We start from the raw sequence: 12,816 nt of genomic DNA on the forward strand, positions 1-12,816 counted from the left end.
CCCGCATATCCTTACTCCGCCTCGTCCGCCGATGCGGCGTTGAGCTGGCCGTATTTTTCCTCGCCGATCGAGGCCAGCAGATCGAGCTGCGTCTCCAGGAAGTCGATATGCCCCTCCTCGTCGGCCAGCAATTGCTCGAACAGCTTCATCGACACATAGTCGCCGGCCTCGTTGCAGATTTCACGCGAGCGCTTGTAGGCGGTGCGTGCGTCATATTCGCCGGCAAGGTCGGATTCGAGCACTTCCTTGACGTTCTGCCCGATGCGCAACGGCGCCACGGACTGCAGGTTCGGATGGCCTTCGAGGAAGATGATGCGGGCGACGAGCTTGTCGGCGTGGTGCATCTCCTCGATCGATTCCGCCCGCTCCTTCTTGGCCAGCTTGGCATACCCCCAGTCTTCGAGCAGACGGAAATGCACCCAATACTGATTGACCGCTCCGAGTTCCAAGAACAGAGCTTCGTTAAGCCGCTCGATGACCTGCGGTTCGCCTTTCATGGATTCTGCTCCCGTATTGGACGCGCAGGCCCCTGACGCGGTCCAGGTGTGAAACGATGTCCACGCCACTCGCCTCCGAGCGGGTGTGGTAATTCTCGGTGACCCGAATGATCGTTTCGACCACATTTGGGAAGCAGCCGCAACAACGACCGCGCTTCTGCATCGTGTGGTAGACCTTTGCCGGCACGATAAGTTGCCAAGGATCCTGATCCAGCAGATCGATGATCGTCTGCTCGATCTCTTTCTCGGTGATGATGTTGCAATGGCAGATCAGCATTTACAGTGCCCGGATGGCTGACGGCGCCTTCCGCGCCGTGTGGCTGTTTCGCTTCCGGAGCCCACTCCGAAACCGATTGTCGGGCTCCGGACCAGGCTCCAGTTCGGCGCTTACTTGAACACCTTGTCGGGTGCGTCAAGGCTGTCGGAGCCCTCGAAGGCGATGGCGTTGAGCTTCAGGGAACCGACGGCGCGCTCGATCGACTTGGTCTGGTCGATCAAGGCGTCGATCGCGGCCTGCACGGTCGCATTGCCTTCGGTGTTGCCCTCGGCGATCTGCTGGTCATAGGCCTCGCCGGCCTCGGCCCGAGCCTTGATCGCCTCCATCTTGGCGACGGTGACGTCGAGCTTGCCAGACAGTTCCTTGTCGATCGCCGGATCGGCAGCCTTCACCATCTCGTGCACCGAAGGCCCCGAGACGACAGTGCCATCGAGCCTGGTATAGCTGGCGAGATAGGCGGCGCGGATGCCGATGGCGTCGTTGAGATGCGAGTTGTAGGTGTTGTCGGAGAAGCAGTCCTGCTCCTCTTCGGGATCGTGCAGCAAGAGGCCGAGCTTCATGCGCTCGCCGGCCAGTTCGCCGTAGGATAGCGAGCCCATGCCGGTGAAGATCGTCGAGATGGCGGTGTTCGGCTCGCCATCGGCCAGGGCCTTGCGCGCCGCGCCATCCGCCTTCCAGTTGCCGACCATTTCCTGCAGGTCCGAAACCAGAAGTGTGCTGGCGGACTTCAGATATTCGGCACGGCGGTCGCAATTGCCGCCGGTGCAGTTCTTGAGGTCATAGTCGGTATAGGGGCGCTCGCCGGCGCCCGGGCCGGTGCCATGCAGGTCCTGGCCCCAGAGCAGGAACTCGATGGCGTGATAGCCGGTGGCGACGTTGGCTTCAACGCCGCCAGCCTCCTGCAGCGTGCCGGAGAGGAATTCCGGCGAAAGCTTCGAGGCGTCGACCTTCTTGCCGTTGATCTCGATTTCCTTGTTGGCGATCACATTGGCCGTATAGAGCGAATTCGCATCGGACTCGGTGCCGTAGCTCTTGGCGACATAGTCGATCAGGCCTTCGTCCAGCGGCCAGGAATTCACCTTGCCCTCCCAGTCGTCGACGATCTTGTTGCCGAAACGGTAGACCTCGGTCTGCTGGTAGGGAACGCGCGACGCCTTCCAGGCCTCGCGTGCGGCGTTGAGCGTATCCGCCGACGGGTTGGCGAGCAGCGCGTCGACCGCCTTGTCGAGGGCTTGCGCCGTGGTCAGCGAATCCTCGTATTTGGCGAGCGCGATGTCGGAATAAGTCGTGATGACCGCTTTAGCATCGGTCTGCGCCTTGGCGGGCAGCACGAACACCGCTGCCGTCAGCAAGGCCGTGGCGCCCATCGCCGCAAGCCTGCCGCCATATCGTGCTGTCATTATCGCTCTCCAGTTTCTCGGGAATTTCACGAATGGCGCGCGCGGCAATCGGCGCCAGGCCACATCGATGCCATAAGGCACAAGACTTGCCGCGCCATCGCGCGGTTCGCGGAAGAAAGACACCAAAATGCCTCCAATCGAACGGGTTCAAGGCCCAAACATCAGGGGATGCGCCAGCGCGCAGGTTTCCATAAAGCTTCGACGATGGAAGTCAACGAAAATCGACAGGAAAAGCTAATTGAAACAATAGTTTAGAACTATTCTAAACTACAACGGTCAACTTTACGACCTTGCTCACCGTCTTTGCCCGGGAACTGCACGCCCGGTAGCTACACGATTGACAGCCGCCATTCCGGGTGCGACCCGCAGACACGCTCTTGCGGCGGCGTCAGACAATTGCCACTTGGCGAGACATCCTAGAATCGAACCGGGATTGGAATGCGATGAAGAACGGCGTGGTCATTGTCGGTGCGGGTCATGCAGGCGTGCAAGCGGCGGCAAGCCTGCGCGAGGACGGCTATGACGGGCCGGTGATCCTCATCGGTGACGAGAACGAACTGCCCTACCACAAGCCACCGCTGTCGAAGACCTTCATCAAGGACGCCGAAGCCAAGCCGCAACCCTTGCGTGGCGAAGCCTTCTACACCGGCAACGCCATCGACTACCGGCCCGGCATCCGGATCGAGCGCATCGATGCCGGCCGTCGCGGCCTGGAGATCGCCGGCGGCGGCGTAATTGCCTTCGACCGTCTGGTCCTGGCGACCGGATCGCGCCCGCGCCTGCTGCCGCTGCCAGGCGCGGATCTGTCCGGCGTTTTGTCGCTGCGCTCGCTTTCCGATGCGCGGCTGATCCGGGAATTGAGTGCAAGGAGCGACGACGTCGTCATCCTCGGCGGCGGCTTCATCGGACTGGAGATCGCCGCGACGTTGAGGGCGGCCGGCCGCACCGTGACAGTCGTCGAAGCGGTCGACCGGCTGCTCGGCCGCGCGGTTGCACCGGTGGTGGCGAGCCATGTCCGCCAAAGGCTGGAAACGACAGGCGTGCGCATCCTCACCGGCACCTCGATTGCAAGGCTCGAAGGTGAAAACGGCCAAGTCGTGGCCGCGATCACCTCGTCAGGCGAAAGGCTGCCGGCGCGCATGATCATCGTCGGGATCGGCGCCGTGCCGAATGTCGAACTGGCGCAGGACGCCGGCCTCACCATCGCCAATGGCATCCGCGTCGATCAACAGATGCGCAGTTCGGTGCCGGAAATCCTGGCCATCGGCGACGCCGCCTCCTACCGGCATTGGTTCACCGGCGGCGACGTGCGGCTGGAATCCGTGCAGAACGCCACCGACCAGGCGCGGCTCGCGGCGCGCACGATCACCGGCCATGCCGATGCCTATTGCGCCGTGCCGTGGTTCTGGTCCGACATTGGCGACATGAAGCTGCAGATGGTCGGGCTGACCGCCGGCGGCGACAGCCATGTCGTGCTCGGCGACCTGCCCGACAACAAGTTCTCGATCTACCATTATGCCGGGGATCGGCTGCTCGGCATCGAATCGGTCAACCGCCCCGGCGACCATATGCTTGGCCGCAAGATGCTCGGCGCCGGGTTTTCGCCGAAGCCGGAGACCGTTGCGGCTGGTCCGGACGGGCTAAAGGCGGCGCTGGCCGCGTTTCAGCAGGATGAGCCGGCAAGGGCTGCGGGATAGCGCGGCTTCACCCTCCCCCATGTGGGGAGGGTCGATGCGAAGCATCCAGGTGGGGGGCAGCGCCAAGCTCCCCACCCGGACCTTCGGTCCGACCTCCCCACAAGGGGTAGAACGTCAGGCGGCGCAGATTTCGCGGATCGAGCTTTCCAGGATGTCGAGCGCTTCGTTCATGACTTCGTCCTGGATGGTGATCGGCGCCAGGAAGCGGATGACGTTGCCGTAGACGCCGCAGGTCAGCAGGATCAAGCCCTTGTCGAGCGCCTTCAATCGGATGGCGTTGGCGATCTCGGCCGACGGCAAGCCTTTCTTGACGTCGTTGAACTCGACCGCGTTCATGAAGCCGAGGCCCCTTATATCGACGATCTCGGGAACGTCGTCACGGATCGACTGCAGGCGCTGCTTCAGCCGCGCGCCCAGCGTGTTGGCGCGGTCGCACAGCTTTTCGTCATCGATCACGTCGAGAACCGCGTGTGCGGCGGCAACGCCGATCGGGCTGCCGCCATAGGTGCCGCCGAGCCCGCCGGGGCCGGGCGCATCCATGATCTCGGCGCGGCCGGTAACCGCCGACAGCGGGAAGCCGCCGGCCAGGCTCTTGGCCATGGTGGTGATGTCGGCCGCCACCTCATGATGATCCATCGCGAACATCTTGCCGGTGCGGGCAAAGCCGGTTTGCACTTCGTCGGCGATCAGCAGCATGCCATGCTGGTCGCACAGCTTGCGCAGCGCGGTCAGGAACTCGCGCGGCGCTTCGTAGAAACCGCCCTCGCCCTGCACCGGCTCGACGATGATGGCGGCAACGCGGGCCGGATCGACATCGGCCTTGAACAAACGATCCAGCGCGGCCAGCGAATCGGCTGTGGAAACGCCGTGCAGCGGCACCGGGAACGGCGCATGGTAGACGTCGCCCGGCATGGCGCCGAAGCCGACCTTGTAGGGAACCACCTTGCCGGTCAGCGCCATGCCCATGAAGGTGCGGCCATGAAAGCCGCCGGAGAAGGCGATGACCGCCGGACGGCCGGTGGCGTTGCGGGCGATCTTGATGGCGTTCTCGACCGCCTCGGCGCCGGTGGTCACGAAAATGGTCTTCTTCTTGAACTTGCCGGGCAGCATGGCGTTCAGCCGTTCGGCCAGCCGCACATAGCTCTCATAGGGCACCACCTGGTGGCAGGTGTGGGTGAAGCGATCGAGCTGTGCCTTGACCGCCTCGATCACCCTTGGGTGGCGGTGGCCGGTGTTGACGACGGCGATGCCCGAGGAGAAATCGATGTAGCGGCGGCCTTCGACATCCCAGATCTCCGAGTTTTCAGCCCGGTCGGCATAGATTTGCGTGGTCATGCCGACGCCGCGCGAGATCGACTGGTTCTTGCGTTCGGAAATGGCTGAATTCTTCATGATGTCCCTCATCGGGCCGGCGCCCGTTCTCGTTTGATACCGTCTTCTGACCTTATTTCATGTTTTCCTCAAGTCGGCACCACTGGCGGGCGATTGGGCCTGCGGCAGACGGATCCCCAACCTTAACCAGCCGGACGATACGCGTACGAGAGCGGTTTCCTTTTTCCGGGGATCGATTATCCTCCTGATGTCCGCGAGGTACCGCGCTCAGCGAGCGGCCCGCGGCTGGGGGAGCCCATGAGCAGGAACGCGACATCGTCCGTCTCGCCGCCACCGGCCCAAGCTCCCCGCCTTTTGTCTTTTCCAGCCGCTTCGACGATCTTCGCCTGCACTGCGGTGCTGCTGCTGGCCGGCTGCCAGAAGCAGGAGACGGCGGCCAAAAAACTGCCCATCATGGTGCGCACCGAGACGGCGGCGATGGCCGACTATGCCCCGAGAACCTCGCTGACCGGCGTGATCGCCGCGCGCACGCTGAACAATCTGTCGTTCCGGGTCGGCGGCCGCGTCGCCGAGCGGCTCGTCGATGTCGGCCAGCATGTCGACGAGGGCACGGTGCTTGCCCGCATCGACCCGCAGGAGCAGGAATCCGATCTGCGTTCGGCACAGGCCGATCTCGATGCTGCGCAGGCGCAGCTGACCCAGTCCGTCGCCGCTTTCGAGCGGCAGAAGACACTGCTGGCCCAAGGCTTCACCACCCGGCGCGACTATGACGCGGCCGACCAGGCGCTGAAGGTGGCGCAAGGCAGCGTCGATGCCGCGCGGAGCGCGTTCGCCAATGCCCAGCAAAACCTGTCCTTCACCGAGCTCAAGGCAGGAGCCGCCGGCGTGATCACCGCCCGTCAGGTCGAAACCGGCCAGGTGGTGCAAGCGGCGCAGACCGTCTTCACCGTCGCCGAGGACGGCGACCGCGACGCGGTGTTCAACGTGCAGGAGACGCTGGTCGCCAGGACACCCGCCTCGCCTGCGGTGACGATCACATTGTTGTCCGATCCACAGGTCAGGGCGACGGGCAAGGTGCGCGAAATTTCGCCGGCGGTTGATCCGGCCTCCGGTTCGGTCCGGGTCAAGGTCGGCATTCCCGACACGCCCGCCGGCATGCCGCTGGGGGCAGCCGTCATCGGCTCGGTCAGCGCCAAACAGGCGAAGGCTATCCTGCTGCCCTGGCAGGCGCTGACGTCCAGCGCCGGCAAGCCGGCGGTCTGGATCGTCGACCCCTCGACCAAGGCGGTGACAATGGCGCCTGTCGAGGTGCTGGCGTTCGGTTCCGGCACGGTGGCGATCGCCAAGGGACTGAACGAGGGCCAAAGCGTCGTCACCGCGGGCGGACAGTTGCTTAGCCCTGGACAGACCGTCGAAATATCCGGAGCGGGGCAATGAGCCGGCTGCCATCCGTCCTGCTAGGCCTGTTCATGTTGGGCGCACTCGCGTCCTGCTCGAAATCCGATGAAAAGCCACCGGAGATCATCCGGCCAGTACTGTCGATGGTGGTCGAGCCGCGCACCACGCAGATTTTCGGCTTTGCCGGCTCGGTCGAGCCGCAGGTCAGCGCCGACCTTGCTTTCCGTCTGCTTGGCCGGGTTGTCTCGCGCGACGTCAAGGTCGGCGACATCGTCAGCAAGGGCACGACGATCGCCACGCTCGATCCGACCGCGCTGGAGCTCGCTGTCCAGGCGGCCAAGGCGGAACTCTCGAACGCCGAGGCGCAGTTTGCCAACGCCGCCGCCAGCGAGGAACGACAGCGCCAGCTGCTTGCTTCGGCCAACACCACGCAAGCTGTCTTCGATGCCGCGCAGCAGGCAAGGAAAGCGGCCGAGGCCAATGTGGAGCGGGCCAAGGCTTCGCTTGCCAAGGCGCAGGAACAACTTGGCTATGCCAGGCTGTTCTCGGATTTCGACGGCGTCGTCACAGCCGTCGGCGCCGAGGTCGGCCAGACGGTCTCTCCGGGCCAGACGGTCGTCACCGTGGCGCGCTCGGACCTGCGCGAGGCGGTGGTCGACATTCCCGACCAATTGACCGGCGATCTCGCGGCCGGCACGCCGTTCCAGGTCATCCTGCAATCGCTGCCGACGATCCAGACCGAGGCCAAGCTGCGCGAGATCGCGCCGCAGTCCGAGGGCTCGACCCGCACCCGGCGCGTCAAGCTGACGCTCACCGATCCGCCGCAGGCCTTCCGGCTCGGCTCGACGGTGACGGCGACGCGCATGACCAAGGTGACGCCGACGATCGAACTGCCGCTGTCGGCGCTGCTCGAAAAGGACGGTGCCGACAAGGTCTGGATCGTCGACCCGCAAACATCGAGCGTAAGCGCGAAAGAGATCAAGTTGGCCGCCAAGGGCGCCGCCACCTTCATCGTCGCGGAGGGGCTTGAGGCCGGCATGCGCGTGGTCACCGCGGGCGTCCACAGCCTGAGCGAAGGCCAGAAGGTCAAAGTGCCGGAGGGCGGCGTCTGATGAAGGGCTTCAATCTCTCCGACTGGGCGCTCAGCCACCGCTCCATGGTCTGGTATTTCATGCTGGTCTTCGTCGTGGCCGGCGTGTTCTCGTACCTCAACCTCGGCCGTGAAGAAGACCCCAACTTCACTATCAAGACGATGATCATCCAGGCCAACTGGCCGGGCGCTTCGGTCAAGGAGACCGTGCAGCAGGTGACCGACCGCATCGAGAAGAAGCTCGAGGAGCTCGACAGCCTGGACTTCACCAGATCGGTCACCACCGCCGGCCAGACCGTCATCTTCGTCAACCTGAAGGACACCACCAAGGCGCGCGATGTGGTGCCGAACTGGATTCAGGTACGCAACATGGTCAACGACATCGCGGCGCAGTTTCCGCAAGGTGTGCAAGGACCGTTCTTCAATGACCGCTTCGGGGATGTCTACGGCAATATCTACGCCTTCACGTCGGACGGGCTGACGCCACGCCAGCTGCGCGACTATGTCGAGGATGCGCGCACCAAGATCCTCACCGTGCCCAATGCCGGCAAGGTCGATCTGGTCGGCGCGCAGGACGAGGCGATCTACCTCGAATTCTCGACCCGCCAGATCGCGGCACTCGGCCTCAACCAGCAGGCCATCGTGGCGAGCCTGCAGGCGCAGAACGCGATCACGCCGTCCGGCGTCATCCAGTCCGGACCGGAGCGCATCAGCGTGCGCGTCGGCGGCCAGTTCACCTCCGAGGACAGCCTTCGCGCCATCAATCTGCGCGTCAACGACCGCTTTTTCCGGCTGAGCGACGTGGCGACGATCACGCGCGGCTATGCCGATCCGCCAACAGCGCTGTTCCGCTTCAACGGCCAGGACGCAATCGGGCTCGCCATCGGCATGAAGCCCAACGCCAATCTGCTCGAATTCGGCGAGGCGCTGCACAAGGAGATGAACAAGGTGCTGGCCGACTTGCCGGTCGGCGTCGGCGTGCACCTAGTCGCCGACCAGCCGGTCATCGTCGAGGAGGCCGTCTCCGGCTTCACCCGCGCGCTGTTCGAGGCGGTGGCCATCGTGCTCGCGGTGTCGTTCATCAGCCTCGGCATGCGCGCCGGCTTCGTGGTGGCGCTGTCGATCCCGCTGGTGCTGGCCATCACCTTCACGGTCATGGCCTATCTCGGCATTTCGTTGCAGCGTATTTCGCTTGGCGCGCTGATCATCGCGCTCGGGCTCCTGGTCGACGACGCCATGATCGCCGTCGAGATGATGGTGGCGCGGCTGGAGGTCGGCGACAATCTGCGCAAGGCGGCGACCTATGTCTACACCTCGACCGCCTTCCCGATGCTGACCGGCACGTTGGTGACCGTCGCCGGCTTCATCCCGATCGGCCTCAACAACAGCGCCGCCGGCGAATACACCTTCACGCTGTTCGTCGTCATCGCCGTTTCGCTGCTGGTGTCATGGATCGTGGCGGTGCTGTTTGCGCCACTGCTTGGCGTCACCATCCTGCCGGCGACGATGAAAACCAAGCATCACGACCAGCCGGGCCGCTTCACCTCGCTGTTCCGGCGGGTGCTTGTCGGCTCGGTGCGCCATCACTGGCTGACCATCATCGCCACAGTGCTGTTGTTTGCCGGCTCGATCGCTGGCTTCGGCCTGGTGCAGCAGCAGTTCTTCCCGCCATCGGACCGGCCCGAGCTGATCGTCGACTGGAACCTGCCACAGAATTCGTCGATCGCGGATACACGCGACCAGATGGAGCGCTTCGAGCAGCGGGCGCTGGTCGGCAATCCCGACATCGATCATTTCTCGTCCTACATCGGCCAGGGCGCGGTACGCTTCGTGCTGGCCTATGACGTGCAGCCGGCCAACCCCTATTTCGGCCAGACCGTCATTGTCACCAAGAGCATCGAGGCGCGCAACCGGGTGAAGCCGGCGCTGGAAAAGCTGCTGCGCGAGGAGTTCGTCGGCACCGACGCCTTCGTCAAGCTGCTCGAACTCGGCCCGCCGGTCGGCCGCCCGGTGCAATATCGCGTCGGTGGACCCGACATCCAGACAGTGCGCGAGCTGGCGCAGCAATTCGCCGGCGTGATCTCGGCCAATCCGAGGCTCGCCGCGTCGACCTTCGACTGGAACGAGCCACAACGCGTGCTGCGGGTCGACGTGCTGCAGGACAAGGCACGCCAGCTCGGCATCACCTCCTCCGACATCGCCAGCGCGCTGAACAGCACGGTCGGCGGCGCCACCATCACGCAGGTGCGCGACGCCACCTATCTGATCAATGTCGTGGCGCGCTCACGCGATGCCGAGCGCGGCTCGATCGGGACGCTGCAGAACATGCAACTGCCGACCAGCAGCGGCGAGGCCATCCCGCTCGCGGCTGTGGCCAATTTCCGCTACGACCTCGAACAGCCGACCGTGTGGCGGCGCGATCGCATTCCGACGATCACCGTGCGCGCCGGCCTGGTCGGCGACGTGCTGCCGGCCACGGTGGTCAACGAACTCAAGCCATCGGTCGATGCCTTCATCGCCAAGCTGCCGCCGGGCTATTCGGTCGAAACCGCCGGCTCGGTCGAGGAAAGCGCCAAAAGCCAAGGTCCGATCGCCGCCGTGGTGCCGCTGATGCTGTTCGTGATGGCGACCATCCTGATGGTGCAATTGCAAAGCTTCCAGCGCCTGTTCCTGGTGGTGGCGGTGGCGCCGCTCGGGCTGATCGGCGTGGTGGCGGCCCTGGTGCCGAGCGGCGCCCCGCTCGGCTTCGTCGCCATCCTGGGCGTGCTGGCGCTGATCGGCATCCTGATCCGCAACTCGGTCATCCTGATCGTGCAGATCGAGGATCTCGTGCGCGAGGGCAAGGACCCCTGGGCGGCCGTCATCGAGGCGACCGAACACCGCATGCGGCCGATCGCGCTGACGGCGGCGGCAGCCAGCCTGGCGCTGATCCCGATCGCACGCGAAGTGTTTTGGGGGCCGATGGCCTATGCGATGATGGGCGGCATCATCGCGGGTACGGCGATCACGCTGCTGTTCCTTCCGGCGCTTTATGTGACGTGGTTCCGGATCAAGGAGCCGAAAGCCCGGGATGAGCCACCCGTTCCGGATATCGGCGAACCAGTGCAAACTCCGGCCTAGGACGTAACCGGATCATTCGTTGTCGTTGGAGGGTACAGGGAGTGATTTGGCGCGCTGCCACGGCGACGATTTGGAACTGCGCCAAGCATGCCAGCCCTTTGGCAAATCGGCCAATTCCAGGATGCTTTCATCCCTCCGCAAAACATTTTGCAAGCTGACCATCATAATGTCGCCTTCGTCAACAGGTCCAGTTTCGCTGTTGTGGAATTGCCAGCTGCCACCTTCATCGCTGTAGCTATCGTCGTCATCAGCTTCATGCACAACGTATGCGATCCAATCGCCACTTTTAAGTATGCCTCGGTCCGATAGCACCGCCACGTTGGGTGGGTCTTCAAATCTCCATTTGCTCCATGGAATTCCCCCAAGACCGTCGATCTGTGCACAGATGAACGAATTCAAACGGTTCTCACGAACCCCTCGCTCGCCCTCAGCAGATTGCGCGTATAATCCTTGGTGACATGGCGCTCGACAAGATCGCTTGCGGTCAGGTTCTCCACCGCCTCACCGCTTTGCATCACCATCAGCCGCTCGCACATATGGGTGATGATGGCGAGGTCGTGGCTGACCATCAGGAAGGTCAGCTTGCGCCGCCGGCGAACCTCTTCCAGCAAGTTGAGCACTTCCGCCTGCACCGAGGCGTCGAGCGCCGAGGTCGGCTCGTCGAGCAGCAGGATCGAGGGTTCGAGGATCAGGGCGCGCGCGATCGCCACGCGCTGGCGCTGGCCGCCGGACAATTGATGCGAGTAGCGGAAGCGGAAACCGTTGCCGAGGCCGACCTCGTCGAGCGCCCGCTGGATACGCTTTTCGCCGTCCGCAAAACCATGGATGGCCAGCGGCTCCTGCAGCAGGCGGTCGACGGTCTGGCGCGGATGCAGCGAGCCGTACGGGTCCTGGAAGACCATCTGCACCTCGCGGTAGAAAGCCTTGTCGCGGCGCGTGCCAAGCGTCTTGCCGTTGACGTTGATGTTGCCGGAAGCGACCGGCGCAAGGCCTGCGATCGCCCTCAGCAACGTCGATTTGCCGGAGCCGGATTCGCCGACAAGGCCGAAGGATTCGCCCGGCTGCACGTCGAGGCTGACGCCCTTCAGCGCGCGGAAGCGGTCGAAGATCACTTCCAGCCCGTCGACGGCGATCGCTGATGTCATGCCGCCCACTCCGGCTTGCGGTCGAGCACCGGCAGCGGGTGACGGTCGGCGCCGATCTTGGGCATGCAGTTGAGCAGGCCGCGCGTGTAGGGATGCCGGGCTTGGCTGAGTTCGGAGGCCTTGAGCTGCTCGACCACCTTGCCGGCATACATGACGATGACGCGGTCGCAAAAGGACGAGACCAGACGCAGATCGTGCGAGATGAAGATCAGGCCCATGCCGCGCTCGCTGACCAGCCGGTCGAGGATGCCGAGCACGTCGAGCTGCACTGTGACGTCGAGCGCCGAGGTCGGTTCGTCGGCGATCATCATTTCCGGTCCGGCGATCAGCATCATGGCGATCATGGCGCGCTGGCCCATTCCGCCGGAGACTTCGTGCGGATGCAGGTCGAACACCCGCTTGGGGTCGCGGATCTGCACCGCCTCCAGCATCGCCAGCGCGCGCTCGCGCGCCTCGGCCTTGGAGACCTTCTCATGCGTGCGCAGCGTCTCGACGATCTGGCGGCCGATGCTCATGACCGGGTCGAGCGAATATTTCGGATCCTGCAGGATCATGGCGATGCGGTTGCCCCGCAGCGCGCGGCGTTCGCGCGGCGAGATGTCGAGCAGGTCGATGCCGTCGAAGGCCAGCTTGTTCGCCGATATGCGGGCCTGGGGCGGTGTCAGTCCCATGATGGCGCGGCCGGTCTGCGACTTGCCCGACCCCGACTCGCCGACGATGCCGAGGCGCTCTCGGCCAAGCGAGAACGAGACGCCGCGCACCGCCTCGATCAGGCCGGTGCGGGTCGGAAAGGTGACGCGGAGATCGTCGACCTCAAGCAGCGTCTTCGTCTCCCTGCTCATTGCTCGCCACTCATTGGT

General features: G+C 64.3%; 11 protein-coding genes. 4 read left to right on the forward strand and 7 right to left on the reverse strand.

The genetic code is table 11. The features are described from left to right. Positions 1–11 precede the first annotated feature (11 nt). The 3 genes from bfr to AC0NIH_RS00215 form a co-directional block, all read right to left on the reverse strand. A complete protein-coding gene (gene bfr / locus AC0NIH_RS00205; RefSeq protein WP_287272765.1) occupies positions 12–497 on the reverse strand; it encodes a bacterioferritin in 486 nt (161 codons plus the stop codon). Continuing rightward, positions 463–774, reverse strand: a complete 312-nt coding sequence (locus AC0NIH_RS00210) for a hypothetical protein (RefSeq protein WP_013891288.1) — start codon at positions 772–774, stop codon at positions 463–465. Before AC0NIH_RS00210 ends, bfr begins: the two co-directional genes overlap by 35 nt. A 110-nt stretch (positions 775–884) precedes the next feature. Next, a complete protein-coding gene (locus AC0NIH_RS00215) occupies positions 885–2,174 on the reverse strand; it encodes an imelysin family protein (protein ID WP_473463322.1) in 1,290 nt (429 codons plus the stop codon). Between the two features lie 443 nt (positions 2,175–2,617). Here AC0NIH_RS00215 and AC0NIH_RS00220 point away from each other — a divergent pair, with 443 nt between their 5' ends. Further along, positions 2,618–3,871: an NAD(P)/FAD-dependent oxidoreductase gene (locus AC0NIH_RS00220; RefSeq protein ID WP_473463324.1), complete on the forward strand. Its 1,254-nt coding sequence runs from the start codon at positions 2,618–2,620 to the stop codon at positions 3,869–3,871. A gap of 114 nt (positions 3,872–3,985) precedes the next feature. On the opposite strand, the gene AC0NIH_RS00225 is transcribed toward AC0NIH_RS00220, so the two are convergent. Continuing rightward, on the reverse strand, positions 3,986–5,263 hold the full coding sequence (locus AC0NIH_RS00225; protein ID WP_473463327.1) for a 4-aminobutyrate--2-oxoglutarate transaminase: 1,278 nt from the start codon (positions 5,261–5,263) through the stop codon (positions 3,986–3,988). Between the two features lie 237 nt (positions 5,264–5,500). On the opposite strand from AC0NIH_RS00225, the gene AC0NIH_RS00230 reads away from it, so the two are divergent. From AC0NIH_RS00230 to AC0NIH_RS00240, 3 genes are read left to right on the forward strand one after another with little or no spacing between them, the layout of a single operon-like run. Further along, entirely contained in the window at positions 5,501–6,640 is a 1,140-nt protein-coding gene (locus tag AC0NIH_RS00230) for an efflux RND transporter periplasmic adaptor subunit (RefSeq protein ID WP_473463329.1), read from the forward strand. After that, positions 6,637–7,713, forward strand: a complete 1,077-nt coding sequence (locus AC0NIH_RS00235) for an efflux RND transporter periplasmic adaptor subunit (protein WP_473463332.1) — start codon at positions 6,637–6,639, stop codon at positions 7,711–7,713. Before AC0NIH_RS00230 ends, AC0NIH_RS00235 begins: the two co-directional genes overlap by 4 nt. Continuing rightward, positions 7,713–10,811 (forward strand): efflux RND transporter permease subunit, encoded by a 3,099-nt coding sequence (locus tag AC0NIH_RS00240; RefSeq protein ID WP_473463334.1) that lies wholly within the window; start codon positions 7,713–7,715, stop codon positions 10,809–10,811. Before AC0NIH_RS00235 ends, AC0NIH_RS00240 begins: the two co-directional genes overlap by 1 nt. A gap of 12 nt (positions 10,812–10,823) precedes the next feature. Here the strand turns inward: AC0NIH_RS00240 and AC0NIH_RS00245 are convergent, their stop codons facing one another. The 3 genes from AC0NIH_RS00245 to AC0NIH_RS00255 are packed head-to-tail and all read right to left on the reverse strand — an operon-like array spanning position 10,824 to position 12,798. Continuing rightward, complete coding sequence (locus AC0NIH_RS00245; RefSeq protein ID WP_473463337.1) at positions 10,824–11,210, reverse strand: hypothetical protein; 387 nt, start codon at positions 11,208–11,210, stop codon at positions 10,824–10,826. Beyond that, positions 11,207–11,956: an ABC transporter ATP-binding protein gene (locus AC0NIH_RS00250; RefSeq protein WP_473463339.1), complete on the reverse strand. Its 750-nt coding sequence runs from the start codon at positions 11,954–11,956 to the stop codon at positions 11,207–11,209. The genes AC0NIH_RS00245 and AC0NIH_RS00250 overlap by 4 nt, the downstream gene beginning before the upstream one ends. Further along, positions 11,953–12,798, reverse strand: a complete 846-nt coding sequence (locus AC0NIH_RS00255) for an ABC transporter ATP-binding protein (RefSeq protein WP_473463342.1) — start codon at positions 12,796–12,798, stop codon at positions 11,953–11,955. The genes AC0NIH_RS00250 and AC0NIH_RS00255 overlap by 4 nt, the downstream gene beginning before the upstream one ends. Positions 12,799–12,816: the final 18 nt, after the last annotated feature.

The organism is Mesorhizobium sp. WSM1386 (genome assembly GCF_055901595.1).

Bases quoted from the DNA above. Each gene is read 5' to 3' on its own strand.
- bfr (WP_287272765.1), bottom strand. From the start codon at position 497: ATGAAAGGCGAACCGCAGGTCATCGAGCGGCTTAACGAAGCTCTGTTC.
- AC0NIH_RS00210 (WP_013891288.1), bottom strand. From the start codon at position 774: ATGCTGATCTGCCATTGCAACATCATCACCGAGAAAGAGATCGAGCAG.
- AC0NIH_RS00215 (WP_473463322.1), bottom strand. From the start codon at position 2,174: ATGACAGCACGATATGGCGGCAGGCTTGCGGCGATGGGCGCCACGGCC.
- AC0NIH_RS00220 (WP_473463324.1), top strand. From the start codon at position 2,618: ATGAAGAACGGCGTGGTCATTGTCGGTGCGGGTCATGCAGGCGTGCAA.
- AC0NIH_RS00225 (WP_473463327.1), bottom strand. From the start codon at position 5,263: ATGAAGAATTCAGCCATTTCCGAACGCAAGAACCAGTCGATCTCGCGC.
- AC0NIH_RS00230 (WP_473463329.1), top strand. From the start codon at position 5,501: ATGAGCAGGAACGCGACATCGTCCGTCTCGCCGCCACCGGCCCAAGCT.
- AC0NIH_RS00235 (WP_473463332.1), top strand. From the start codon at position 6,637: ATGAGCCGGCTGCCATCCGTCCTGCTAGGCCTGTTCATGTTGGGCGCA.
- AC0NIH_RS00240 (WP_473463334.1), top strand. From the start codon at position 7,713: ATGAAGGGCTTCAATCTCTCCGACTGGGCGCTCAGCCACCGCTCCATG.
- AC0NIH_RS00250 (WP_473463339.1), bottom strand. From the start codon at position 11,956: ATGACATCAGCGATCGCCGTCGACGGGCTGGAAGTGATCTTCGACCGC.
- AC0NIH_RS00255 (WP_473463342.1), bottom strand. From the start codon at position 12,798: ATGAGCAGGGAGACGAAGACGCTGCTTGAGGTCGACGATCTCCGCGTC.